The 25822-nt window shown below is 66.0% G+C and carries 17 protein-coding genes; 5 read left to right on the top strand and 12 right to left on the bottom strand.

Going from position 1 to position 25822, the window contains the following annotated elements; translation table 11 throughout:
• Nucleotides 1-29 precede the first annotated feature (29 nt).
• From uvrA to BACI348_RS10400, 5 genes are all read right to left on the bottom strand, one after another.
• Nucleotides 30-2954 carry an excinuclease ABC subunit UvrA gene (uvrA, locus tag BACI348_RS10420; RefSeq protein WP_159825544.1) on the bottom strand — a complete coding sequence of 975 codons (2925 nt, stop codon included), beginning with the start codon at nucleotides 2952-2954 and terminating at the stop codon, nucleotides 30-32.
• A 47-nt stretch (nucleotides 2955-3001) separates the two neighbouring features.
• Entirely contained in the window at nucleotides 3002-3382 is a 381-nt protein-coding gene (locus BACI348_RS10415; protein WP_159825542.1) for a GntR family transcriptional regulator, read from the bottom strand.
• The gene (locus BACI348_RS10410) at nucleotides 3379-5193 is read right to left on the bottom strand and encodes an ABC transporter ATP-binding protein (RefSeq protein ID WP_159825540.1); all 1815 of its coding nucleotides are present in this window, start codon (nucleotides 5191-5193) and stop codon (nucleotides 3379-3381) included. The genes BACI348_RS10415 and BACI348_RS10410 overlap by 4 nt, the downstream gene beginning before the upstream one ends.
• On the bottom strand, nucleotides 5190-7004 hold the full coding sequence (locus tag BACI348_RS10405; RefSeq protein WP_201298505.1) for an ABC transporter ATP-binding protein: 1815 nt from the start codon (nucleotides 7002-7004) through the stop codon (nucleotides 5190-5192). The genes BACI348_RS10410 and BACI348_RS10405 overlap by 4 nt, the downstream gene beginning before the upstream one ends.
• A 167-nt stretch (nucleotides 7005-7171) precedes the next feature.
• The gene (locus BACI348_RS10400; RefSeq protein WP_159825536.1) at nucleotides 7172-7948 is read right to left on the bottom strand and encodes a trans-aconitate 2-methyltransferase; all 777 of its coding nucleotides are present in this window, start codon (nucleotides 7946-7948) and stop codon (nucleotides 7172-7174) included.
• Between the two features lie 93 nt (nucleotides 7949-8041).
• Here BACI348_RS10400 and BACI348_RS10395 point away from each other — a divergent pair, with 93 nt between their 5' ends.
• From BACI348_RS10395 to BACI348_RS10385, 3 genes are all read left to right on the top strand, one after another.
• Nucleotides 8042-10588 carry a DEAD/DEAH box helicase gene (locus tag BACI348_RS10395; RefSeq protein WP_159825534.1) on the top strand — a complete coding sequence of 849 codons (2547 nt, stop codon included), beginning with the start codon at nucleotides 8042-8044 and terminating at the stop codon, nucleotides 10586-10588.
• A 77-nt stretch (nucleotides 10589-10665) separates the two neighbouring features.
• Nucleotides 10666-11166 (top strand): GNAT family N-acetyltransferase, encoded by a 501-nt coding sequence (locus tag BACI348_RS10390; protein WP_159825532.1) that lies wholly within the window; start codon nucleotides 10666-10668, stop codon nucleotides 11164-11166.
• 79 nt (nucleotides 11167-11245) lie between these two features.
• Nucleotides 11246-12538 (top strand): alpha/beta fold hydrolase, encoded by a 1293-nt coding sequence (locus tag BACI348_RS10385; protein WP_236557691.1) that lies wholly within the window; start codon nucleotides 11246-11248, stop codon nucleotides 12536-12538.
• Here BACI348_RS10385 and BACI348_RS10380 read toward each other — a convergent pair.
• The 4 genes from BACI348_RS10380 to coaE all read right to left on the bottom strand — a co-directional run bounded on the left by BACI348_RS10380 (nucleotide 12535) and on the right by coaE (nucleotide 18617).
• Nucleotides 12535-13881, bottom strand: coding sequence for an MFS transporter (locus BACI348_RS10380; RefSeq protein WP_159825529.1), 1347 nt, complete (start codon nucleotides 13879-13881; stop codon nucleotides 12535-12537). The two genes, BACI348_RS10385 and BACI348_RS10380, sit on opposite strands and share 4 nt — an antisense overlap.
• A 103-nt stretch (nucleotides 13882-13984) precedes the next feature.
• Nucleotides 13985-15013 carry a TerC family protein gene (locus tag BACI348_RS10375; RefSeq protein WP_159825528.1) on the bottom strand — a complete coding sequence of 343 codons (1029 nt, stop codon included), beginning with the start codon at nucleotides 15011-15013 and terminating at the stop codon, nucleotides 13985-13987.
• 203 nt (nucleotides 15014-15216) lie between these two features.
• Nucleotides 15217-17313 carry an excinuclease ABC subunit UvrB gene (uvrB, locus tag BACI348_RS10370; RefSeq protein ID WP_159825526.1) on the bottom strand — a complete coding sequence of 699 codons (2097 nt, stop codon included), beginning with the start codon at nucleotides 17311-17313 and terminating at the stop codon, nucleotides 15217-15219.
• An 80-nt stretch (nucleotides 17314-17393) separates the two neighbouring features.
• Nucleotides 17394-18617: a dephospho-CoA kinase gene (gene coaE, locus BACI348_RS10365; RefSeq protein WP_159825524.1), complete on the bottom strand. Its 1224-nt coding sequence runs from the start codon at nucleotides 18615-18617 to the stop codon at nucleotides 17394-17396.
• A gap of 33 nt (nucleotides 18618-18650) precedes the next feature.
• Between coaE and BACI348_RS10360 the strand changes: the two genes are divergently transcribed.
• Nucleotides 18651-19340, top strand: a complete 690-nt coding sequence (locus tag BACI348_RS10360; protein WP_236557521.1) for an IMPACT family protein — start codon at nucleotides 18651-18653, stop codon at nucleotides 19338-19340.
• Entirely contained in the window at nucleotides 19324-19839 is a 516-nt protein-coding gene (locus tag BACI348_RS10355; RefSeq protein WP_159825520.1) for a GNAT family N-acetyltransferase, read from the top strand. The genes BACI348_RS10360 and BACI348_RS10355 overlap by 17 nt, the downstream gene beginning before the upstream one ends.
• A gap of 186 nt (nucleotides 19840-20025) precedes the next feature.
• On the opposite strand, the gene rpsA is transcribed toward BACI348_RS10355, so the two are convergent.
• The 3 genes from rpsA to polA all read right to left on the bottom strand — a co-directional run bounded on the left by rpsA (nucleotide 20026) and on the right by polA (nucleotide 25720).
• Nucleotides 20026-21501 (bottom strand): 30S ribosomal protein S1, encoded by a 1476-nt coding sequence (gene rpsA, locus BACI348_RS10350; RefSeq protein WP_142031173.1) that lies wholly within the window; start codon nucleotides 21499-21501, stop codon nucleotides 20026-20028.
• Between the two features lie 229 nt (nucleotides 21502-21730).
• The gene (locus BACI348_RS10345) at nucleotides 21731-23020 is read right to left on the bottom strand and encodes a GNAT family N-acetyltransferase (RefSeq protein WP_159829992.1); all 1290 of its coding nucleotides are present in this window, start codon (nucleotides 23018-23020) and stop codon (nucleotides 21731-21733) included.
• Nucleotides 23021-23077: 57 nt separating this feature from the next.
• On the bottom strand, nucleotides 23078-25720 hold the full coding sequence (polA, locus tag BACI348_RS10340; protein WP_236557690.1) for a DNA polymerase I: 2643 nt from the start codon (nucleotides 25718-25720) through the stop codon (nucleotides 23078-23080).
• Nucleotides 25721-25822 lie beyond the last annotated feature (102 nt).

Genomic DNA, 25822 nt, shown 5'->3' with positions numbered 1-25822 from the left:
ACACGGAATACTTCCCGGCTGAGGGGGCCCTATGGCAGGATCTCGGCGAGGAAGGCCGCGGTGTGGCTGGTGGTGGACTTCGCGATTTGCTCAGGCGTGCCGGCAGCCACCACCTGGCCACCGCCCGAACCGCCATCCGGGCCAAGATCCACAATCCAGTCGGCACTCTTGATGACGTCCAGGTTGTGTTCGATGGTGATCACCGTGTTGCCCTTGTCCACCAGGCCCTGCAGCACCATCAGGAGCTTGCGGATGTCCTCGAAGTGCAGCCCGGTGGTGGGCTCATCAAGGACGTAGACGCTGCGGCCGTTCGACCGCTTCTGCAGTTCGGCGGCCAGCTTGACGCGCTGGGCCTCGCCACCGGACAGCGTGGTTGCAGGCTGCCCCAGCCGGACGTACCCCAGGCCCACATCGACGAGCGTGTTCAGGTGCCGTGCGATCGGCGAGAACGCAGCGAAGAACTCCGCACCCTCCTCGATGGGCATGTTGAGGACGTCCGCGATGGTTTTGCCCTTGTAGTGGACTTCCAGGGTCTCGCGGTTGTAACGGGCACCGTGGCACACCTCGCACGGCACGTAAACGTCCGGCAGGAAGTTCATCTCGATCTTGAGCGTGCCGTCACCGGAGCAGGCCTCACAGCGCCCGCCCTTGACGTTGAAGGAAAAGCGTCCGGGAAGGTAGCCGCGGACCTTCGCCTCGGTGGTCTCCGCGAAGAGCTTGCGGATGTTGTCGAAAACGCCGGTGTAGGTGGCCGGGTTGGAGCGCGGCGTGCGGCCGATGGGGCTCTGGTCCACGTGCACCACCTTGTCCAGGTGTTCCAGGCCCTGCACGGTCTTGTGCCGGCCGGCCACCTGCTTGGCGCCGTTGAGTTTGTTGGCCAGGACCTTGTACAGGATCTCGTTGACCAACGTGGATTTCCCGGAGCCGCTGACGCCGGTGACGGCGGTGAAGAGACCCAGCGGGAACGCGGCATCAACATTGAGGAGGTTGTTCTCCCGGGCGCCGACCACCTTCAGTTCGCGCTTTTTGTCGTACTTCCGGCGTTTCTTGGGGACGTCGATCTTCTTGCGCCCGGACAGGTAGTCGCCGGTCAGCGAAGCGGTGTTTTCCAGCAGGTCCTTGTAGGAGCCGGAGTGGACCACCTGGCCGCCGTGCTCGCCGGCGCCCGGTCCGATGTCCACCACCCAGTCCGCCACGTGAATGGTGTCCTCATCGTGTTCCACCACGATGAGCGTGTTGCCCATGTCGCGGAGCCTGGTCAGGGTGTCGATCAGGCGCCGGTTGTCCCGCTGGTGCAGGCCGATGGATGGTTCGTCCAGCACGTACAGGACGCCCACCAGGCCGGACCCGATCTGCGTAGCCAGGCGGATGCGCTGGGCTTCGCCGCCGGACAGTGTGGCCGAGGGACGTTCGAGGTTGAGGTATTCCAGCCCGACGTCCAGCAGGAAGGTCAGCCGCGCCTGGATCTCCTTGAGGACCTGGTGCGCGATCTGGGCTTCACGGCCGGTCAGCACCAGGTTGTTCAGGAATTCGGCGCAATCGCGCATGGGCAGGGCCGCGACGTCGGCGATGGACTTCCCGTTGATGAGCACCGACAGGGAGGCCGGGTTGAGGCGTGCACCGTTACAGGCAGGGCAGGGGATCTGCCGCATGTACTCTTCGTAACGGTCCCGGGCCCACTCGGAGTCCGTCTCGCCGTGTTTGCGGTGGACGTATTGGATGGCGCCTTCGAAGCCGGTGCTGTATTTCCGTTCCCGGCCGAACCGGTTCCGGTACTGCACCACCACCTTGTGGTCCTTGCCGTGCAGCACCGTCTGGCGGACATCGCTGCCCAGCTTCTCCCAGGGCGTGTCCATGGAGAACCCGAGTTCCTTCGCGAGGCCTTCCAGGAGCCGGTTCCAGTATTCGGTGGTGGCAGTACCCAGGGACCAGGGTGCGATGGCGCCCTCGGACAGGGAGAGCTCGGGGTTGGGGACGATGAGTTCCTCATCCACCTCCAGCTTGGTGCCGATGCCGCTGCAGGCGGCGCAGGCGCCGAAGGGGTTGTTGAAGGAGAAGGACCTCGGCTCGATCTCGTCGATGGCGAGGGGATGTTCATTGGGACAGGCCAGGTTCTCGGAGAACGCGCGGAGCCGGTGCGGATCGTCGGCTTCCAGGTCCACGAATTCGGCCAGGACCCTGCCCTCGGCCAGGCCCAGTGCGGTTTCGATGGAGTCGGTGAGGCGCTGGCTGATGCCTTCCTTCACCACCAGGCGGTCCACCACTACCTCGATGGTGTGCTTGAACTGCTTTCCCAGTTTGGGCGGATCGTTGAGTTGAACAAGGTTGCCGTCCACCCGGGCGCGGGAGTAGCCCTTGGCGGTGAGTTCTTTGAAGAGGTCAACAAACTCCCCCTTCCGGCCGCGGACCACGGGGGCGAGTACCTGGAAGCGGGTGCCTTCGTCCAGCTCGAGCAGTTGATCGACAATCTGCTGAGGTGTCTGCTTGGCTACCGGTTCGCCGCAGACGGGGCAGTGCGGGCGGCCGACTCGCGCCCAGAGCAGGCGCATGTAGTCGTAGATCTCCGTGATGGTGCCCACGGTGGACCGCGGGTTCTTGCTGGTGGACTTCTGGTCGATGGAGACCGCCGGCGACAACCCCTCGATGAAGTCGACGTCCGGCTTGTCCACCTGGCCCAGGAACTGGCGCGCGTACGCGGAGAGCGATTCGACGTAGCGGCGCTGGCCTTCGGCGAAGATGGTGTCGAAGGCCAGGGATGATTTGCCGGAGCCGGACAGCCCCGTGAAGACGATCATGGCGTCCCGGGGCAGGTCCAGGTCCACGTTGCGCAGGTTGTGCTCCCGGGCACCCTTGACCACAAGGCGGGACAGGTCTGGACGCTTGGGCGCGGCGGAGCGGGCCAGCGAAACTTCAACGGATTGGAGGGCAGATTCTTCAGCTACGGCTTTAGGCACCCACTAATGCTAATCGAAAACTTCTTCGAACACCCACGCGGGGGCCATCAGGAGCCGTCGTAGGCTGCAGCGAGCAGTTGGACGGCCTCCGCGAACGATGCGCCCTGTGCCTTGGCGGCCGCAGCGTACTCGGCGGCTGCGGCCGACAGCCCGCCCAGGCGCTCATCGCGGGCACAGACGACGGTGCCGTTCCTCCCCCGGGTGGCCACGACGCCGGCTGCTTCGAGTTCCTTGTAGGCCCTGGCCACGGTGTGGGGTGCCACGTCCAGCCGTTCCGCCAACGCACGCACAGCGGGCAGCCGCGTTCCCGGCGGCAGCTTCCCGCCGTCGGCCTGATGGATCACCTGGAGCCGCAGCTGCTCGAACAGCGGCACCGAACTGGCCGCATTGGGCTTCCAGGACCCCGGGAAGTCGGGCACCGTTTTCAAATCCCGGCCTCCAGCACGCCGCCCCGTCCCGCCTGCAGTGCGAACTGGGCGTTGTAGAGGCGCGTGTAGTAGCTGTTGGCAGAAAGGAGCACGTTGTGGGTGCCCTGCTCAACGATGCGTCCGTGGTCCATAACCAGAATTAGATCAGCGTCGCGGACTGTGGCCAAACGATGGGCGATCACAAAGCTGGTCCGGCCCCGGCGCAGCCGCTGCATGGCCTGGCGGATCAGCAGCTCAGTCCTGGAGTCCACGGAACTGGTGGCCTCATCAAGGATCTGTACCGCCCGTCCCGCCAATTGTGCCCTGGCAATGGTGATCAGCTGCCGCTGGCCCTGGCTCAGCCCGTCTCCGCCGTTTTCCAGCACGGTGTCGTAGCCATGCGGCAGGGACCTCACAAAACGGTCCACGTGGCTGGCTTCGGCCGCGGCCAGGATGTCAGCCTCGGCGGCTCCGGGGCTGCCGTATGCGATGTTGTCCCGGATGGTGCCGGCGAAGAGCCATGCGTCCTGCAGCACTACGCCGAACCCGGCCCGCAGGGTGTCCCGCGGAAAGGCCGCGATGTCCGTCCCGCCGATGGTGATGCGCCCGGAGTCCGGTTCGCAGAAGCGCAACAGGAGGTTGATGACGGTGCTCTTGCCGGCCCCGGTGTGTCCCACGATCGCCACGGTCCGGCCCGGTTCCACCGCAAAGGACAGGTTGCGCACCGCCGGCGCAGCGTCCGGATACGCGAACGTTACGTCGTGAAATTCAATGCGGCCGCGCTCCTGGACCACAGTGTCAGGTGCCGGCCGCTCGGGCGGCTCCTCCTGTGTATCGAGCAGCGCGAAGACGCGGGACGCCGAGGCCATGCAGGACTGCATGAGGTTGAGCATGCCGCCGATCTGGCCCACCGGCGTGGTGAACAGCCTGCTGAACTGGATAAAGGCCTGGATGCCCCCGATTGTCATGGCTCCGGCGGTGACCTGGAGGGCACCGACCACCGCCACCGCGATGTAACTGAGATTGGACATCAGGACCATCAGCGGCTGCACGACGCCCGCCGAGTACTGGGCTTTGGTGGCCGCACGCGCCAGCCGGTGGTTGCTCCGGGCCACGACTTCCGCTGCCTGCGCCTGCCGGCCAAAGGCCTTAATGACCTCGTGGCCGGTGATGAATTCCTCCACGTTCGCGTTCAATTCGCCCGTTTCCGTCCACTGCCGGTCGAACTGTGACTGGGATTTCCGGGCCACCTGCACGGTGACCAGGGTGGTCAACGGGACCGCGGCGATGGCGATGGCGGCGAGCAGCGGCGAGATCCACAGCATCATGGCCAGCGAACCGCTCAGCATCAGCACGGACATGATGAGTTGGGTCAGGAGCTGGTTCATGGCCTGGGTGATGTTGTCGATGTCGTTGGTGGCCCGGCTCAGGACGTCGCCCCGGGACCGCTCCCGGAAATACGTCACCGGCAGCCGGTGAAGCTTCTCCTCGACCGACTCCCGGAGCCCGTACATCACTCCCTGCACCGAACGGGCGGCAAGTGCCCCCTGGATCCAGTTGAACAGGGAAGCGCCGACGTACATGAGTGCCACCGCGCCCAGGATGACCCCCAGCATTTCCTGGTCGAGGTTCCCGCCCATAGCGGCGTCCACCACGACGTCGGTGGCGTCGCCCAGGTACTTTGGCGCGGCGACGTTGAGGCCCGCGAACGCGCAGGTGGCAGCAACGGCGCCCAGCATGTGCCGGCGGAAGGGCCGAAGCAGTCCAAGGAGCCGGCGGGCAGTAGGCCAGAACCGTCCTGCCGTCTCGGCTGCGGGGGCCGGCGAAGTCATGGGCGGCCGTCCAAGGCAAGCTGCGATTCCGCTATTTCCCGGTAGGTGGCCGATGTCTCCAGCAACTCCCGGTGTGTTCCCTGCGCCACCAGCCGCCCGCCGTCGAGCACCAATATCAGCCCGGCGCCTTCCACCGCGGAAATCCTTTCCGCCACCACAATGACCGTGGCCGGGGCCAGCACCGCCTGGAGGGCCTGCCTCACCCGGGTATCGGTGTCGTAGTCCAGCGCGGAAAAGCTGTCGTCAAAAAGGTACAGGGGGGCCTTGCGCAGCAGCGCACGGGCAATGCAGAGCCGCTGCCGCTGGCCGCCGGAAAGATTGGTGCCGCCCTGGCCCAGCGGCGTGGCAAGCCCCAGCGGCAGGTCCCGCATAAAGCGCATGGTCTGGGCGGTTTCCAGGACCTCCCACAGTTCCGCGTCTGTCGCGCCAGGTTTCGCCATCCGGAGGTTGTCGCCGATGGTGCCCATGAAAAGGTGGGACTGCTGGGGAACGATAGCCATGGATTCGCGGAGGCTCTCCAGGGCCACATCCTTGATATCCACCCCGCCCAGGCTGATGTGCCCGGCCGTGGAATCGAGGAAACGTGGAATGAGGTTGAGCAGGGTCGATTTCCCGCTTCCGGTGGAGCCCACAATCGCGGTCACGGTGCCGGGGCGGGCGGTAAAGCTGATGCCGGACAGCACCGGCGCCTCCGCGCCTGGATAGGAAAAGCGCACCTGGCTGAACTCGAGCGTTGCCGGCACCAGGCGCGGTGGCCGACGGCCGTTTCCGACGGCGGCATCCGCCAGTGGGAACGGCCGCGGCACATCCGCAGCCAGGGCCGGGGGCTGCAGGGGCGCCAGGAACAGGGATTGGGGGTTCACTGGCTGGCGCACGGATGGTTCTGTACTGAGGACGGCGCCGATCCGTTCGGCACTGACGGAGGCGCGCGGCGCCGTCATCAGGACGTACATGGACATCATGATGGCGAGGAGGATCTGGAAGATGTAGGCAATGAACGCCGTCAGGGCACCAACGTTCATCTCCCCGGCCTGGATCCGGTGCCCGCCGAACCACACCACCGCCACAGAGGAGATGTTCACCACGAGCATGACCAGCGGAAGCATGCCGGCAACCAGCAGCGCGGACTGGAGATTGTTGGTGGTGAGGCTGCTGTTGGTCCGCGCGAAGCGGCGGATCTCATGGTTCTGGCGGACGAACGAACGGATCACGCTGGCGCCGATGATCTGCTCCCGAAGAACGCTGCCGGCACGGTCCAGCAGTTCCTGGCCCTCGCGGTAGAGCGGGATCAGCCGCCGGACAATCAGGTACATGGTCAGCAGCAGCAGGGGCAAAATCACGATGATCACCGAGGACAGCGCCACGTCCTGGTGCAGTGCCAGGACCACCCCGCCAACGCCCATTGCGGGACCGGCCACCAGCATAGTGAAGACCAGCACGGCGAACGCCTGGATCTGCTGGGTATCGTTGGTGGCCCGGGTGGTCAGGCTCTGGGTGCCGAACACGGCGACGTCCTGGGAGGACAGCGACTGGATCCTGGCAAACAGTTCGCCGCGGAGCTGTTGGCCCATCCTCATGGCCACCACGGCGGCAAGGTAGCCCGCGGTGATGGCGGCCGCCGCCTGCAGGACGGCGATGACCGCCATCACCATGCCCAGGCGCCAGATGAGTGCGGTGTTGCCCGCAACGATGCCGTCGTCAACGATCGCCGCATTAACGGTGGGCAGCAGGAGGTTGGCGGCAGCCTGGACCAGTTGCAGGAGCACGATGGCGGCGATACGGACTTTGTGGCCCATGAGCAGCCGCCTCATCAAAGCGATCAGCACCAAACCTCCACTGCGTTCTGGGATAGCCGGGAAGGGCGGACGGCGGCGGCTCCCGTACGGCCAACTCCGCCATTGTAAGGCAGATCACTTTTCTGTGCTGTCACGCAGCGTGACTGCCACGTGGAGAACGTCCAGCGAATGGACTTTACCTCCTATCCCTTGCGCCCTACAGCGAAGATCCTGCGGAAAGGGAAGACGGTGCCGTGCTGCATTGCAGGGTAGGCCTCGCGCAGCGCCGCGGCGTAGTCCGCCTCGAAGGCAGCACCGTCCTCCGGTGACAGGACAGCCAGGACGGGTCGGAGCGCGGTGCCGCGCACCCACTCCAGCACGGGGTCCGGGCCGGCCAGCACCTGCTGGTAGGTGGTCTCCCACGCATCGGCCGTGAAGCCGGCGTCGAGCAGAACGCCCAGGTATTCCGCGGGCTCATCCACCGATTCGCCGCCCCGCAGGACACCGCGCAGCTTCGGCTCCCAGCGGGACGAGCCGGCCAGGGCCCGCATCAGCGCGTGGGACGGGGCATTGAAATTCCCCGGAACCTGCATGCCAAACCACGAGCCGGGCCGGAGCGCCGCCGCCCACTTCCGGATCAGTTCCTGATGACCGGGCACCCACTGCAGTGCCGCGTTGCTGACTACCACTTCCGTATCAGCGGACGGCATCCAGTGGGCCATATCCCCCAGCTCGAAGCGCAGGGACGGCGTTCCGTCCGCAACGGCCGCAGCCTTGGTGAGCATCTCGGCCGAGGAATCGACGCCCACAACGTCGGCTCCCGGCCAGCGCTCCGCCAAAGTGGCGGTGAGGTTCCCCGGACCGCACCCCAGGTCAACCACCTGCACTGGCCGGTCAGCATGGATCCTGCCGGTGAGGTCAAAGAACGGGCGGTCCCGGTAGTCGCCGAACTGGACGTACTTTGCCGGATCCCATTTCATACAGTTCTCCACTTTCTGGTTCGGCAGGTATCCGGAAGCCTAACCCGCTGGACGCGGAAATCCCGGTGCATCCGGGCACTAAGCTGGAAAACAATGAAACTCGTTGACCAGCTGCCTGATGTCTCCGCCCCCGGTCTGCCGGCGTCCGCCGTCGACCCTGACGCCCTGTACACCCGGTTCCTGGAGTGGACGGAGAGCCGGGGCCTGGTACTGTACCCGGCCCAGGACGAGGCGATCATGGAGCTGGCCACGGGCGCCAGCGTGATCCTGGCGACGCCCACGGGCTCCGGAAAGTCGCTGGTGGCCATCGCCGCGCACTTCCAGGCCATGGCACAGGGCCGGCGCAGCTACTACACAGCCCCCATCAAGGCGCTCGTCTCCGAGAAGTTCTTCGCGCTGTGCGATATCTTCGGGGCCGAAAACGTGGGGATGATCACGGGCGATTCGGGCGTCAACCAAGACGCGCCCATCATCTGCTGCACCGCCGAAATCCTGGCCAACACCGCCCTCCGGGAAGGAGCGGCCGCGGACCTGGGATCTGTGGTGATGGACGAGTTCCATTTCTATTCGGACCCGCAGCGCGGCTGGGCCTGGCAGGTGCCCCTGCTGGAGCTCCCCCAGGCGCAGTTCCTTCTCATGTCCGCCACACTGGGTGACGTCAGCCGCTTCGAGAAGGGCCTGACGGACCTGACCGGGCGTCCCACCACCACGGTGAGTTCGGTGGAGCGGCCCATCCCGCTGCATTACTACTACCACGAGACTCCCGTCCACGAGACGCTGGAGGAACTGCTGTCCACCAAGCAGGTGCCGGTGTACGTGGTGCACTTCAGCCAGATCGAGGCCATCGACCGCGCCCAGACCCTGATGAGCATCAACGTCTGCACCCGCGAGGAGAAGGACAGGATCGCGGAGCTGATCGCCAACTTCCGTTTCGCCGCGGGCTTCGGCAAGACCCTCAACCGGCTGGTGCGGCACGGCATCGGGGTGCACCACGCAGGCATGCTCCCGAAGTACCGCCGTCTGGTGGAGCAGCTGGCGCAGGCAGGGCTGCTGAAAGTCATCTGCGGCACGGACACGCTGGGCGTGGGCATCAACGTGCCCATCCGCACCGTGGTCCTGACCGCCTTGAGCAAGTACGACGGCGTCCGCACCCGGCTGCTGAACCCGCGTGAGTTCCACCAGATTGCCGGCCGGGCCGGGCGGGCAGGCTACGACACAGCGGGCACGGTGGTGGTGCAGGCTCCGGAACATGTCATCGAGAACGTGAAGGCCATGGCCAAGGCCACCGCCAAGTTTGGCGACGACCAGCGGAAGCTGCGCCAGGTGGTGAAAAAGAAGCCGCCGGAGGGCTTTGTCTCCTGGGGAGAACCCACGTTCAAGCGGCTGGTGGAATCCGTCCCCGAGCCGTTGGCTTCCAGCTTTACGGTGACGCACGCGATGCTGATGAACCTGATGGAACGCCCCGGCGACCCCTTCGCGGCCGCCCGCCGGCTGCTGACGGAAAACCATGAGACCCGGCCCGCCCAGCTGCAGCTGATGCAGAAAGCGCTGGGAATCTACCGTGAGCTGCTGGCCGCCGAAGTAGTGGAGCGGATTCCGCCGGAACAGCAGGGCCCGGATGGCCGCACGGTGCGCCTCACCGTCCACCTGCAACCCAACTTCGCCCTGAACCAGCCGCTGTCCCCCTTCGCACTCGCGGCGCTGGAGCTCCTTGACCCGGAGTCGCCGTCGTACGCCCTGGACGTGGTGTCCGTGATCGAGGCGACGCTCGAAAAGCCGCGCCAGATCCTCTCTGCCCAGCAGAAGAAAGCCCGCGGCGAAGCCATCGCCGCGATGAAGGCCGACGGCATCGAGTACGACCAGCGGATGGCCATGCTCGAGGAAGTGACCTACCCGCAGCCGCTCGCCGACATCCTCGGCGAAGCGTTTGAGGTGTACCGCAAGGCGGCCCCGTGGGTTGGAGACTTCGAACTGGCGCCCAAATCAGTGGTGCGGGACATGTACGAACGTGCCATGAACTTCGGCGAGTTTGTGCAGTTCTACGGCCTGGCCCGCTCCGAAGGCATTGTGCTGCGGTACCTCGCGGACGCATTCAAGGCGCTGCGGCAGACGGTACCGCAGGACATGCTGCGCGACGACCTGGAAGATCTCAATGCCTGGCTTGGCGAGCTGGTCCGGCAGGTCGACTCGAGCCTGCTGGACGAGTGGGAGGAACTCGCATCAGGCGCTGCGCCCACCCCGCACGACGCAGCGCCGCCTCCCCCGCCGTCCCTCACGTCCAACATCCGCGCCTTCCGTGTGATGGTGCGCAACGAGATGTTCCGCCGTGTGGAGCTGTTCGCTGACGAGGACGCCGCGGCCCTGGGCGAACTGGACGGCGCCGCCGGCTGGGACGCGGACCGTTGGGAAGACGTCCTGGACCTCTACTTCGACGAGCACAACGACATCGGCACTGGCCCGGATGCCCGCGGCCCCGGGCTGTTGATCATCACCGAGGAGCCCGGCGTGTGGAAGGTCCGGCAGATCTTCGACGACCCCGCCGGCAACCACGACTGGGGCATTTCCGCGGAAGTGGACCTGGACGCCTCGAACGAAACCGGAACGGCCGTACTCCGCGTGACGGACGTGAACCGGCTCTGACGGCGCGGCCCCGCTGCCGCAACTGCTGCCCGGCGCTGCTGCTGCAGAGGCCGGGATGGCGGCGGTAAGCTCGAACAATGAGTGTAATCCGCCCGGCAACCCCGCACGATGTCCCTGCCATCCTCCGTATGATCCACGAGCTGGCGCACTACGAGAAGGAACCGGACGCAGTCCGGAACACCCCGGAAATGCTGGAGCGTGTCCTCTTTGGCGAGAGCCCCCGGGTTTTCGCGGCCATGGCGGAAAACCACAACGGGGACGTCCGCGGCTTCGCGCTGTGGTTCCTGAACTACTCCACTTGGGAAGGTGTGCACGGGATCTACCTCGAGGACCTGTACGTCAGTCCGGAAGCGCGCGGCGAGGGACACGGCAAGGCGCTGCTGCAGCACCTGGCCGGGATCGCCGTCGCGAAGGGCTACGCGCGGGTGGAATGGAGCGTGCTGGACTGGAACGAGCCGTCCATCAACTTCTACCGGCGGTTGGGCGCCCGCCCCATGGACGGCTGGTCCACCTTCCGGCTCACCGGCGAGGCGCTCGAGCAGTTCGGCAGCAGCGTTCCGGCGTCCGCCCATGGCTGACGTGGCCGAGGCGCGCGCAGCGGCCAGCCAACTGACGGCAGGACGCCTGACCTCCGGAACGGGTGCTGTCCGGCACGAGATCAGGGCCCGGCACGAGTTCCGCGGCCTGCGGACCGTTGAACACTCCTTCACCGTGCCCCTGGACCACTTCGGCGCCTCGGGCAGCTCCGAAACGATCACCGTTTTCGCCCGCGAGTACGTTTCGGCCGCCCACAGCCCCGAAGAGGCGGCAAAGCTGCCGTGGCTGCTGTTCCTCCAGGGCGGTCCGGGGGGACGCGGCAACAGGTTCGGTTCCCTGGGCGGCTGGAGCAAGGCCGCAGGCAAGGATTTCCGGATACTGATGCTGGACCAGCGCGGCACCGGGCTGTCCACTCCCCTGGACCGGAACACGCTGCCCCTGCGCGGCACGGCAGCACAGCAGGCGGCGTACCTGGAGCATTTCCGCGCGGACTCCATCGTGGCCGACGCCGAACTGATCCGTGCCGCGCTGGGCTCACCGCCCTGGAGCATCTACGGCCAGAGCTATGGCGGTTTCTGCGCGCTCACATACCTCTCGTTCGCGCCCGAAGGCCTTCGGGAGGCTCTCATCACCGGCGGCCTGGCGCCGCTCGCGGGCCCGGCGGAGGACGTGTACCGGGCCACCTTCAAGCGGGTGGCCGCACGGAACGCCGAATATTTCGCCTGGTACCCGGAGGACCGGGCCACCGTTGACAGGATCGCGCACCACCTGCGGAGCACCCCGGAAGTCCTGCCCGACGGCGGCCCCCTGACCGTGGAGCGCTTCCAGATGGTGGGTGCTTTCCTGGGCGGCAACACCCGGGTGGACAGCCTCCATTACCTGCTCGAGGACGCCTTCACGGAGGCCGACGGCGGCACCCGGCTTTCGGATGCGTTCCTGGAGCAGGTGCAGGGCGTGGTGTCCCGTCGGTCCAACCCCCTGTATGCCCTGATGCACGAGTCCATCTATGGGCAGGGCGAAGGGACGGACTGGGCGGCTTGGCGGGTGCTGCGCGAGTACCCGGAGTTCCGGCCGGACGCGGACCCCCTGCTGCTCACCGGTGAAATGGTGTACCCGTGGTATTTCGACCAGGACCCGGCGCTGCGGCCGCTGCGCGACGTCGCCGGAATCCTCGCGGCGAAGAATGACTGGAAGCCGCTTTACGATCCTGACCGATTGGCCGTGAATACCGTTCCGGTCGCCGCGGCTGTCTACTCGGACGACATCTATGTGGACCGCGGCCTCTCCCTGGAGACGGCCGCAGCGGTCCGTGGGCTGCAGGTCTGGGAGACGCCTGACTTCCACCACGACGGGATCGCCGACGACGGCGAGGGGATCTTCAACCGCCTCCTGGGAATGGCACGCGGGGCCTAGGAAACCAGTTTGTCACGCCTCTGCACCACCCGCGTGGCCATGGCGACGGCCAGCACCGCAGCCAGCACCGCGGCGCCTGCCATATTCAGTCCCAGGTAGCCGGCCTGGCTGAGGACCAGGCCGGAGGTGGCGCCTCCCACCGCGCCGGCGAAGCCCATCAGCATGTCCGATACACCTTGGACCACCACCCGGGATTCCTGGCCGACGCTTTCGGCCAGGAGGGTGGAGCCGGAGATGGTGGACGCGGACCAGCCCACGCCCAGCAGGACCAACCCTGCCGCCACAGCCACAGTGGACGCCTGGCCAAATCCCGCCACGGCCACGGCTGCGAGCATGGTGGCGAAACCAATCATGATCGTCTCGGTCCTGCCGGCCTTGTCCGTCAGCCAGCCCATCACCGGTGACAACGCAAACATCCCCGCGATATGCAGGGAGATGGTGAACCCGATGATCACCAGCATGTCCCCGGTGGCGGCATGCCCGGCATGCCCCGGCCCGGCCACCAGATCCTGCAGGTGCAGCGGCGTCATGGACATCACGCCCACCATCACCCCGTGGGCTCCAATGACGGCGGCCAGCGCGAGCAGGGCGCCGCGTGATCCACGGACCGCCCGCACCCCCAGGACAAGGGACCCGGGCGCCCGCGCCTGCAGCACTGCCGGCTGACTCACGGGCGGAGCAGCGGGCTTTAGGGCCTGTTGGCCGGCGGCCAGTTCCCGCGACAGCATCAGGGGGTCCGGCCGCAGGCCAACAAAGAGCAGGACGACGGCGAGCAGGAGTCCCGCCGCGGAAATCACGAATGGACCCGCTACGGGCGGGAGGCCAAGCGCCACACCCACCACGGCGCCGGGCTGGATCAGGTTGGGCCCGGTCACGGCCCCGATCGTCACCGCCCACACCACGGCGGCCAGTGCCCGGCCGCGATGTTCGGCGTCCGCAAGGTCCACGGCCGCAAAGCGCGCCTGCAGGCTGGCAGCCGTACCGATGCCAATTCCGGCCGCACCCAGCATCAGCAGGACAAAGACGCCGGACACCACCGAAAGCACCATTAGCCCGGCGCCCACCAGGGCAGCAAGAAGTCCTGCCACCTGGCCCACACGACGTCCCCGCCGGTCGGACAGGGCGGCCAGCGGCAGGGCAGCCAGCGCGGCGCCGAGTGTCATTACCGTGGCTACGGCGCCCGCCCAGGCGCTGGAACCGGATAGCTCCACGGCCAGGATTGACCCGATGGAAACCGTGGCACCCGTACCGATCCCGCCAAAAACCTGGGCGGCACTCAACAGCATCACGGTGCGCCGCTGCACCTGGCGCACTCCACTTTCCGTCATCAACGGGCCGGCCATAATCCGAGCATAGCCCCGGCGCGCGGGTCCCGCAGTGCCGATTTAAGCAAGTGATCCCGGCCGCCACGCGGCCGGGATCACTTTCGTTCAGCAGTACAGCGGATCAGTCGACGTCGCTGTGGCTCTTCCGTGCGTCTTCCTCGAGCCGCGGATCAAGGTGGGTTTCCTTGGCCTTGGAGCTGAGCAGGCTGGCCACCACTGCGATGATGATGGTGCCAACGATGACTGCCAGGGACACAAACGTGGGGATCTCGGGAGCCCATTCGATGTGCTTGCCACCGTTGATGAACGGCAGCTCGTTGACGTGCATGGCGTGCAGGACCAGCTTGACGCCGATGAACGCCAGGATGAAGGACAGAGCATGCTTCAGGTAGATCAGTCGGTTCATGAGGCCACCCAGCAGGAAGTACAGCTGGCGCAGGCCCATCAGGGCGAAGAGGTTCGCCGTGAAGACGATGAACGGGCTCTGGGTCAGGCCGAAGATGGCGGGAATGGAGTCCACGGCGAACAGCAGGTCCGTCAGGCCGATGGTGATGAACACGATCAGCATGGGGGTGAAGACCTTCTTGCCGTTCACCTCGGTGCGCAGCTTGCCGCCGTCAAACTTCTCCGACATGGGGATGACCTTGCGGATCCTGGCGATGAGCGGGTTTTCCCGATCCTCTTCGTCTTCGCCCTCATCCTGTGCCTGCTTCCAGGCGGTCCAGAGCAGGAAGGCGCCGAAGATGTAGAAGACCCAGCTGAACTGTTCGATCACGATGGCGCCGAGCAGGATGAAGATGCCGCGCAGGATCAGGGCGATGATGATGCCCACCATCAGCACTTCCTGCTGGTACTTCCTGGGAACTGAGAACCTGGCCATGATGATGATGAAGACAAACAGGTTGTCGATGCTGAGGCTGTATTCCGTCACCCAGCCGGCAACGAACTGCCCGCCGAATTCAGGTCCGGTGAAGGCGAACATGGCGCCGGCGAACGCCAGGGCCAGGCTGACGTAGAACGCCACCCACAGTCCGGCTTCCTTCATGGAAGGTTCGTGGGGGCGGCGGATGACCAGGAGAAGGTCGATCAGGAGGATCAGGCCGAGGACGACAAAGGAGCCGACCTCGAACCACACGGGCAAATCGAGCACAGGGTAGCCTTTCGCAGGGTACAGAGATGCAGTGTAAGTCTCTCCGGCCTGCCTGTGCACTTGGTGCTGATGTGGCGGCCCGCTACGCCCGGCGGGGCAACCATGCCCTGCGTGTTGACGATCGTAGCGCTCAGGATACTCCCCTACGTGACGTTAACTGTACCCCAGGCAGATCCCCGGGCCGTCCAATCGTTGCTATTGCGTCAGGCGTGCCCGGCGGCCTGCATCTGGCGCAGCTCCTTCTTCAGTTCGCTGACTTCGTCCCTGATCCGGGCCGCAACTTCGAACTGCAGCTCGGCGGCGGCACCATGCATCTGTTCGGTCAGCTGTTCGATGAGGCCCACCAGGTCCTCTGCCGGCGCCGCTGCGAGACCGTCGGAGCGCACTTGGGCAGCGCCCTTCGCCGCGGACTTCCGCTTGGCGCCCTTGGCCAGGCGGTTGTTGCTGAGCAGCTCCTGGGTATCGGCGTCTTCCTTGGCCAACTGATCAGTGATGTCCGCGATCTTTTTCCGCAGCGGCTGCGGGTCGATGCCCTTTTCGGTGTTGTAAGCGACCTGGATGGCGCGCCTGCGGTTGGTCTCGTCAATGGCGTGCGCCATGGAATCCGTGATGCGGTCGGCGTACATGTGCACTTGGCCGGAGACGTTGCGGGCAGCACGGCCGATGGTCTGGATCAGGGATGTGGAGGAACGCAGGAAGCCTTCCTTGTCCGCGTCCAGGATGCTGACGAGCGAGACTTCCGGCAGGTCCAGGCCTTCGCGGAGCAGGTTAATGCCCACCAGGACGTCGAAGCTGCCCATCCGCAGTTCGCGGAGCAGTTCCACACGGCGCAGGGTGTCGACGTCGGAGTGCAGGTACTCCACCTTGACGCCGTGGCCCAGGAGGTAGTCCGTGAGGTCCTCGGCCATGCGCTTGGTCAAGGTGGTGACCAGGACGCGTTCGTCCTTTTCCACCCGGGTCCTGATTTCGCCCAGGAGGTCGTCGATCTGGCCCTTGGTGGGCTTGACGATGACCTCGGGATCGATCAGGCCCGTGGGGCGGATAATCTGCTGGACGAAGCCGTCAGCCTTGCCCAGCTCATACTTGCCGGGAGTCGCGGAAAGGTAGACGGTCTGGCCGATGCGCTCCAGGAACTCATCCCATTTCAGCGGCCGGTTGTCCATGGCGGACGGCAGCCGGAAGCCGTGGTCCACCAGGGTGCGCTTGCGGGACATGTCCCCTTCGTACATGGCGCCGATCTGCGGGATGGTCACGTGGGATTCGTCCACCACCAGCAGGAAGTCGTCCGGGAAGTAATCGATGAGGCAGTGCGGGGCCGTGCCGCCCGCACGGCCGTCGATGTGCCGTGAATAGTTTTCGATGCCGTTGCAGAAGCCCATCTGCTGCATCATTTCGAGGTCGTAGGTGGTCCGCATCCGCAGCCGCTGCGACTCCACCAGTTTGTTCTGCCCCTCAAGGACTGCCAGCCGGTCGGCGAGTTCGTCCTCGATGGACTTGATGGCGCGGGTCATCCGCTCGGGCCCTGCCACGTAGTGCGAGGCCGGGAAGACGTACATCTCGGTTTCTTCCCGGATGACTTCGCCGGTGAGGGGATGCAGCGTGTAGATGTTCTCCACCTCGTCACCGAAGAACTCGATCCGCAGCGCCAGTTCCTCGTACATGGGAATGATCTCAACGGTATCGCCGCGCACCCGGAAGGTGCCGCGGTGGAAATCCATGTCGTTGCGGGCGTACTGCATGGACACGAATTTGCGCAGCAGCGCATCGCGGTTCATTTCCTGGCCTTTGCGGAGAGTCACCATTCCGGCGATGTACTCCTCGGGGGTACCCAGGCCGTAGATGCAGGAGACCGTGGCCACCACGATCACGTCCCGGCGGGTCAGGAGGGCGTTTGTGGCGGAGTGCCGAAGCCGCTCCACTTCCTCGTTGATGGAGGAGTCCTTCTCGATGAAGGTGTCCGTCTGCGGCACGTAGGCTTCGGGCTGGTAGTAGTCGTAATAGGAGACGAAGTACTCCACCGCGTTGTTGGGCAGCAATTCCCGGAACTCGTTGGCCAGCTGCGCGGCGAGGGTCTTGTTCTGCACCATCACCAGGGTGGGGCGCTGGACCTGCTCGATCAGCCAGGCAGTGGTGGCGCTTTTGCCGGTACCGGTGGCGCCGAGCAGCACCACGTCCTTTTCACCGTTCTTGATGCGTTCGGTCAGCTCAGCGATGGCGGCGGGCTGGTCGCCTGCCGGCTTGAACTCGCTGATCACCTCGAAGGGCGCTACAACACGGTTGATCTCCTGCGCAAGGCTCATGGATCTAATCTACAACCGGGCACCGACACCGGAGGCCGAGTCCGTTACGGGCGAACAGGCGCGGGCTCCGCGGTAAGGCTTCAGGACGTGTACGACGGCGGGACCCACCGGGTTGCCTCGGCCCAGGCAGCCATCCGCGGCCAGGCAACATCCGCGAACCAGGGTTCCTTGGCTTCCGCATACTCCCGGGTGCCGCCCGAGCCGGCATAGCGGGCGGCAAGGCCAGCCTTGTGCTCCGAATAGAGCATGACCGCGGACGGGTTGTCCCGCAGCCAGTCGCGGAACAACAGCGCGTAGCGCCATCCGGGCGAGCCGGCCACCCGGACGTGGAGGTTCACTGGCCGGCCGGGGTCGGCGTTGGCATGGAAACGCTTGTGCCACTGGCCGGGGTCCGGGTCCGTCGGCTTAGGGGTATCAAAGCCGGCGCCGGGGACCAGGGGAAATCCCGCTGCCGCCAGCGCGGGGGCAAGGGCGTCGGCAGCATCCAGGTCCGGCACGGCCAGCTGCAGGTCGATGACGTCCTTGGCGTTCAGTCCGGGTACTGCCGTGGAACCGATGTGGTGCAGCCGCGCGGTGTCCCGCTCCTCCGCGGGCAGGACTTTTGCGATCCGGTTCATCAGCCGCTGCGCCTCCTGCGCCCAGTCCTCGCGGTGCGGTTCCAGCACGGGTCCGCTGTTCCGTGCCGCGCGCTTCCCTGCGGCGAGGTTCCGGGCGAAGGGCACCAGCCGGTGGTCCCAGAGCCGGTCCACCTGGTCCAGCAGGTCCTGCACGTTGCGTGAGTTGTCCAGGAAGACGTCGGCGGCGGCCAGCCGGTCCTCCCGGGTGGCCTGGGCGGCGATGCGTGAACGGGCAGCTTCGGCGGTCATCCCCCGGTGCTCCAGCATCCGCTGGAGCCGGACGTCCTCCGGTGCGTCCACCACCACCACGAGGTGGAAGTCGCTGCCTTGGCCGGTTTCTACAAGCAACGGAATGTCCTGCACCACCACGGCGTCGTCAGGTGCCGCCGCGATGATCTCCGCAGCGCGGGAGCGGACCAGCGGGTGGACAATCGAGTTCAGGACAGCCAGCCGTTCCGGGTTGCCGAACACCGTCTCGCCGAGCCTGGCCCGGTTGAGGCGCCCGCCGTCGCCGAGCATTTCATCGCCAAACTCGGCGACGATCCGCGCAAGACCCCGCGTTCCGGGTTCCACCACTTCCCGCGCCAGCGCATCGGCATCCACCAACAGCGCTCCGCGTTCCCTCAGCCGTGAGGCAGCGACTGACTTCCCGGACGCAATTCCGCCCGTCAACCCGATTTTCAGCACCCTCCCACCCTAATGGCCCTTAGACTGGGGCGGGTGCAGGAGCAAGAGAGCCGGTCGGCGAGCTACACCACGCTGGCATGCGGACCGGATGTCCGCCATGAGATCGAGATCAAACGCTCCCGGTTCATCACCGTCCTCCGGCGGGCAGGCACGGAGGACGCCGCGCGTGACCTGGTGGCTGGCCTCCGCCGCGAGTTCCACGACGCCCGCCACCATTGCTCGGCGTTCATCATCGGCCCGGACCGGGACATCCAGCGGTCCAGTGACGACGGCGAACCCTCCGGAACGGCCGGGATCCCCATGCTCGATGCCCTGGCCAAAAGGGAAACCGCACCCGGGGTGGCCGACCTCAGCGACGTCAGTGCCGTCGTCGTACGCTACTTCGGCGGGGTTCTGCTGGGCGCGGGCGGCCTGGTCCGCGCCTACTCGGAGTCCGTGTCCTCAGCGCTTGCGGTGGCGCCCATGGTACGTCGCGGCCGGCTGCGCCTCTGCGCGGCCGAAGTTCCGCATGCTGCTGCAGGCAGGCTGGAAAACGACCTTCGTGCAGGAGGCTTCGTAATGGCCGAAACAAGCTACACCGCCCGGCACACCATCCTGCGCGTGGCCGTGCCGGACGACGCCGCGGCGATTGCCGCCGCGGCCGGACGCCTGCAGTTGCTGACTGCCGGCGGTGCTGTCCTTTCCCCCGAAGGAACGGAGTGGGTGGATGTCCCCCTCGCCTGAGGTGACGTTGTTGGACGTGGATGAGGAGATGCTGGAGAGACTCCTGGAACTGGCTAAGCGCGACGCCTCGCCGGACGAGGTGGCTCCCCCGCTGGGCGGACCCGGCTGGAACCTGGAACGGACCACTTGGTTCTTCGGCTACCACCGCGCTGCAGCCTACGGCCTGGACGGTGACGCCGGGGAGAAATCCTGGGCCATTCTGGCCGGTGGGGACGTTGCCGGGTCCGTCCGGCTCAAACGCGTCGACACCGGCAACGGCCGGAAAAGCGCGGAAACCGGGATCTGGCTCGGCAGGAGCTTCCGCTCGCGCGGCATCGGAAGCGCGGCGCTTCGCCTGGTCCTGGCGGAGGCGCGCCGGGCCGGGCTGGCTGAGGTGACTGCCCGCACCCTGGCCGGAAACGCCGGCGCCCAACGGCTTTTGGCGGCGGCGGGGGCAATCCTGACGTCCGGCGACGACGGAACGGTACGTGCCGTCGTCGTCCTTGAAGGAACCCGCTGACCGGAGTGCGCAACTCAGGCGTCCTGGCAGACCTGCGGGCCCCGCGATAGCTCGCAGCACCGGGGCCCGGGCCACCATAAGCCAGGGTCCCGCGAGCCGGCGGAGCGGCGGATTAAAAGCAACGGACCCCCTGCCTGAAGGCAGGGGGTCCGTTGTGTCAGCCCGGAAAGGCCGGGCCGGCGGCAATTAGTTGCCGGTCAGCTTCTCGCGGAGAGCAGCAAGTGCCTCGTCCGATGCCAGGGTGCCGGCACCGGTGTCGGTGGCAGCAGGCTCGGAGGAGTAGCTGGTGGTGCCGGAATCGCTGTCACCGGACGTTGCAGCTGCAGCGTCGTCGGCAGCGTGCTGGGCAACCTGCTTCTTGTGGGCTTCCCAGCGGGTCTGGGCGTCAGCGTACTGCTGCTCCCAGGCGGCGCGCTGGTTCTCGTAGCCTTCGAGCCATTCGTTGGACTCGGGGTCGAAGCCCTCGGGGTACTTGTAGTTGCCCTCTTCGTCGTACTCTGCGGCCATGCCGTACAGAGCCGGGTCGAATTCGGTGCTGTCGGCGTCGACGCCCTCGTTGGCCTGCTTGAGGGACAGCGAGATGCGGCGGCGCTCGAGGTCGATGTCGATGACCTTGACGAACAGCTCGTCGCCAACGGACACAACCTGCTCGGCCAGCTCCACGTGGCGGACAGCCAGCTCGGAGATGTGGACGAGGCCTTCGATGCCGTCTTCGACGCGGACGAACGCACCGAACGGAACCAGCTTGGTGACCTTACCCGGAACAACCTGGCCGAGGGCGTGGGTGCGGGCGAAGGTCTGCCACGGGTCTTCCTGCGTAGCCTTGAGCGACAGGGAGACGCGCTCGCGGTCCAGGTCCACCTCGAGTACCTCGACGGTGACTTCCTGGCCAACTTCGACAACCTCGGACGGGTGGTCGATGTGCTTCCAGGACAGCTCGGAAACGTGAACCAGGCCGTCTACGCCGCCCAGGTCCACGAAGGCACCGAAGTTGACGATGGAGGAAACGACGCCGGGACGGACCTGGCCCTTTTCCAGCTTGTTGAGGAACGTGGAGCGGACCTCGGACTGGGTCTGCTCGAGCCATGCACGGCGGGACAGCACAACGTTGTTGCGGTTCTTGTCCAGCTCGATGATCTTGGCTTCGATCTGCTGACCGATGTACGGAGCAAGGTCGCGCACACGGCGCATCTCGACGAGGGATGCGGGCAGGAAGCCGCGCAGGCCGATGTCGAGGATAAGACCACCCTTGACAACCTCGATGACGGTACCGGTGACGACACCGTCTTCTTCCTTGACCTTCTCGATGTCGCCCCAGGCACGCTCGTACTGCGCGCGCTTCTTGGAGAGGATCAGGCGGCCTTCTTTGTCTTCCTTGGTGAGCACCAGGGCTTCGACCTGATCGCCAACGGAGACAACGTCTCCGGGATCAACGTCGTGCTTGATGGAAAGCTCGCGGGAGGGGATGACACCTTCGGTCTTGTAACCGATGTCGAGCAGAACTTCATCGCGGTCGACCTTGACGACGGTACCTTCGACGAGGTCTCCGTCGTTGAAGTACTTGATGGTCGCGTCGACTGCTGCGAGGAAGTCCTCAGCGGTACCGATGTCGTTAATGGCGACTACGGGGGTACCGGGCTTCTCGGTGGAGGTGATGGTCATGTAGTAGGGGCTCCGTTGTGGATAGTTAGTCGGTCAGGCAAACCGGCGCGCCCGCGTTATGGAACGCAGGCGCGATGTGCGGTGGATCCGAACGGAACCACCGGGTCATCCTGATTTTGTGGAATCTTTCAATGCAGCCCTTACAGGACTGCAAAAACGTGCACGTGGTACACGCCCGTTTATTCTAGTCGGTGCGGCCAACACGGGTCAAAGCGGCCACCTGGTGCTCCTAGAAGTGGGTGAGGCAGTGCGTTGACCGCTCGACGGCGAACAGCTGCCGTGCCTTCAACGCCGAGCCCGGGGTGTTTTCTACGATCCGGCCCGCCGCCGTGAGCGTGACCGGACAGACGGCGCCAAGATAGATGGAGGACAGGGCGGAGATGTCCAGTGACAGGTCCGCTTCCGCTGATTCCGGCAGGCGTTCGACGGCGGCATGGCCACCTTGGACGTTGACGGCGAACGTTCCTGCCGTGAGGCCGAGGGGGTCGTTGACTTCCAGGACCAGGTGTCCGTCCGCCGGATAGTGCCTGGCTTCCAGCGCCTTCGCGGCGTCGAGGATGCGGAGCCAGAGCATGTCCCGGCTGTCCGAGGAAACGATGCAGCGGGGATCGGCCAGTGCCCAGGCCAGCGGGTCGTCGAGGGGCGCCTCGGCCCAGGAGACCCGCTCCACGAGGTCGATGGCGCCGAGGAACTGCCAGAGCTCGAGGTAGGCACTGTTTCCGGCGGCCACGAGGTCCACCACTTCCACCGTGTAGGGCTCGGTGTCCCAGCCGAGGAATTTGTAGGAGACGTAGCCGTCCACGGTTCCGTCCGCTGAATAGTGGAGGGCCACCTTGATGGCAGGATCTTCCTTGCCCTCCCGGCCCAGGGATCCCGAGGCAAGCTGCCGGTACCAGTCCTGCCGGCCGATGGAGCCCGGGGTGAGCCGGTGGACGCGGCCGAAGATTTCCGGCGCCAGCTCCAGCAGGACCTTGGGGTCCGCGATCTCTACACTGCCCGTGGGCTGGTGCCGCACGCTGAACCGGGCCGTGGTGTCCACGTTGACCTGGCGTTCGAAGCTGGCCACGCCGAAGCCGAAGCGGCCGTAGATGGTTCCTTCCGAGGCGGTCAGGGCGGCCATTGCGATGCCGTCCTCCCGGGCCAGGCGCAGGTCTTCGCCCATCATCCGGCGGAGCAGTCCGCGCCGGCGGTGCGAGGTGCGCACGGTTACGGCCGTGACGAGCTGGCTTTCAAGGGTCCTGCCGAAGCCGATGTTGAGGCTCTTCCGGAGGGTGGCGAACGTGGCCACCGGGACGTCCGCCGGGAGGGACGACGGTGCCACCTCTCCGGTCTGGTACACGCCGGTCAGGATCCGGCCGTCTGCTTCATAGGTGGCCAGCGACTTCGCCACGTGTTCCGGTGTCCGCCTGGACTCGTGGAACCCAAAGGCCACGGCCCGGATCCAGGTGGCAGCCTCGGCATAGCCGTCTTTGCCTTCGGATGCCGCCGGGAAGCGCCGGATCTCATAGTTACCGCTCAGTTCAGCCACTTGCCCGAGCCTAGCCAATGATTCCGGCGCCCCGCCAGCAGCGACACGCTAGTGCCCGGCGTCGTACCAGCTGGGGCCAACACCGATCTGTACTTCCAGCGGAACGCTGAGGTCCGCGGCGGCGGCCATCTGTTCGGTGACCAGCTTCTCCACGGCTTCACGCTCCCCCGCGGCAACTTCGAGGACCAGTTCGTCGTGGACCTGCAGCAGCATCCGGGACTTCAGGCCCTGCGCCTGGAGTTCGCCGTGAACGCCGAGCATGGCGCGTTTGATGATGTCCGCGGCTGAGCCCTGGATGGGGCTGTTGAGGGCGATCCGCTCGGCGTTCTCCCGGAGCTGCCGGTCGGTGCTGGTCAGGTCCGGGAGGTAGCGGCGGCGCCCCTCGATGGTTGCCGTGTAGCCGTCCACCCGGGCCTGGTCCACCACGCCGCGCAGGTAGTCGCGGACGGCGCCGAACCGGTCGAAGTAGTCCTTCATGAGGGTGCGGGCCTCGTCCACCGAAATCTCCAGCTGCTTGGAGAGTCCGAAGGAGGTCAGTCCGTAGGCCAGGCCGTAGGACATGGCCTTCACCTTGGAGCGCATGGCGCTGGTGACTTCTTCGGTGGGCACGTGGAAGATGTTCGAGCCCACGAACCGGTGCAGGTCTTCCCCGTCCTTGTACGCCTGGATCAGGCCGGCGTCGCCGGAGAGGTGCGCCATGATGCGCATCTCGATCTGCGAGTAGTCGGCGGAGAGCAGGCATTCGTAGCCGTCGCTGACCACAAAGATCCCGCGGACGCGGCGGCCCTCTTCACTGCGGATGGGGATGTTCTGCAGGTTCGGGTTGTTGGACGAGATACGCCCCGTGGCGGCAACGTTCTGGGCGTAAGTGGTGTGGATCCGGCCGTCCTCGGCAACGGACTTTTTCAGCGACTCCAGCATCTGGCGCAGCTTGGAGGCTTCGCGGTGGGCCATGAGCTGGACCAGGAACTCGTGGCCGGTTTTGTCCAGGAGGTTCTTCAGCGAGGCGGCATCCGTGGTGTAGCCGGACTTGATCTTCTTGGTCTTGGGCAACTGCAGTTCCTCGAACAGCACGGTCTGCAGCTGCTTGGGCGAACCGAGATTGACCTCGTGGCCGATCGCCGCGAACGCCTGCTCCTGGGCGTTGTCCACCACCCTGTCCAGGTCCGCGATCTGCTCGTCCATCCGGGCCAGGTCGATCCCGATGCCGGCAAGCTCCATGTCTGCGAGCACGCGGCTGACCGGGAGTTCGAGGGTGGAGAGCAGTTCCTCGGCGCGGCGCTCCTTCAGTTCCGCTTCGAAGTACCGGCTCAGTTCACGGACGACGGCGGCGGCCTGTACCAGCGCACCCGCGGCGGCTTCGTCGTCGCCGTCGAAGGAGAGTTCCAGCTGTCCGGCCTTGGCTGTGGCGGCCGGGATGCCAACGTTGAGGTGGTGCTGGGCCAGTTCGGCGAGTTCGTAGGTGCGCCGGTCGGGCTGGATGAGGTAGCCGGAGATGGAGGTATCGTCCACCACGCCTTCGAGTTCCAGTCCGCGGGAGGTGAGGGCTTTCAGCGCGGCTTTGAACCCGTGCAGCACCTTGGGCGATTCGGGATCGCGCAACCATCCGGCGAGGACGTTTTCGGCTTCCGCGTCCTGGGTGGCGAGGTCGATGTAGGCGGCCGCGCCGTCGCGGACGATGGCCAGGGCGGCAGCGTCCTCACCGATCCGGCCGGGAACCAGGTCCACGGCGACGGCGGACCGCTGGCCGGCGCCGGCCGCCAGGAACGCGGCCAGTTCAGCAGCTCCAGCGGGTGTGATGAAGTCCGGGGTTTCGATGCTTGCCCGTTCGGGGGCCGGGGCGTTGTCATCGCCGTAGAGGGCGAAGAGCCGGCCGCGGATGGCTTTGAATTCAAGCTGGTCGAACAGGTCCTCGAGGGCTGCCTGGTCCGGGCGGGGCTCGTAAAGTTCGTCCAGGGTGACCGGCAGTTCGAGGTCCGTGTGCAGCTGGTTCAGGCGGCGGTTGCGCTTGACGGCGTCGACGTTTTCGCGGAGTGCGTCGCCCACTTTGCCGCCGATGGCGTCAAGGTTTTCCAGCACGCCTTCGAGGCCGCCGTACAGGTTGATCCACTTGGCTGCCGTCTTCGGGCCGACGCCGGGCACGCCGGGAAGGTTGTCCGCAGTCTCCCCCACCAGCGCCGCGAGGTCCGAGTACCGTGCGGGGCTGACGAAGTACTTTGCCTCAATGGCGGCGGCGTCCATCCGCGGGATATCGCTGACACCCTTCTTTGGGTACAGCACAAACACGTTGTCCGTGATCAGCTGGAACGCGTCCCGGTCGCCGGAAACGAGCAGGACCTCGAAGCCGGCCTTTTCGCCCATCGCGGCGAGGGTGGCCAGAATGTCATCGGCCTCGTAGCCGGGCATCTTGATGGTCTTGATGCCCCAGGCCTCCATCACCTGGCCGATGAGGTCTATCTGGTTGTTCATCTCACGGGGCGTCTCGTTGCGGCCGCCCTTGTATTCGCTGTAGTCGGCCTTGCGGTGGGTGGTTTCGTCCGAGACGTCGAAGGCCACGGCGATGTGCGTGGGCTGCTGTTCCTTGATCAGGTTGATCAGCATGGACGTAAACCCGTGGATGGCGTTGGTGTGCTGGCCGTTGGCGGTGGAGAACTTGTCCGCCGGCAGGGCGAAGAAGGCGCGGAACGCCATGGAGTGTCCATCGAGTACCAGCAGCCGCGGCTGCCCGGTCATCGGAACCACCGGGGCTGCAGTTGCTGAAACCGATCCGCCGGCCCCCGCCGGGCCCTTGTC

This window comes from Arthrobacter sp. 9AX, assembly GCF_902506095.1.
Lineage (GTDB): Bacteria > Actinomycetota > Actinomycetes > Actinomycetales > Micrococcaceae > Arthrobacter.
Note: the sequence above shows the minus strand (reverse complement) of the source record. Positions and strands in the feature narration are given on the sequence as shown.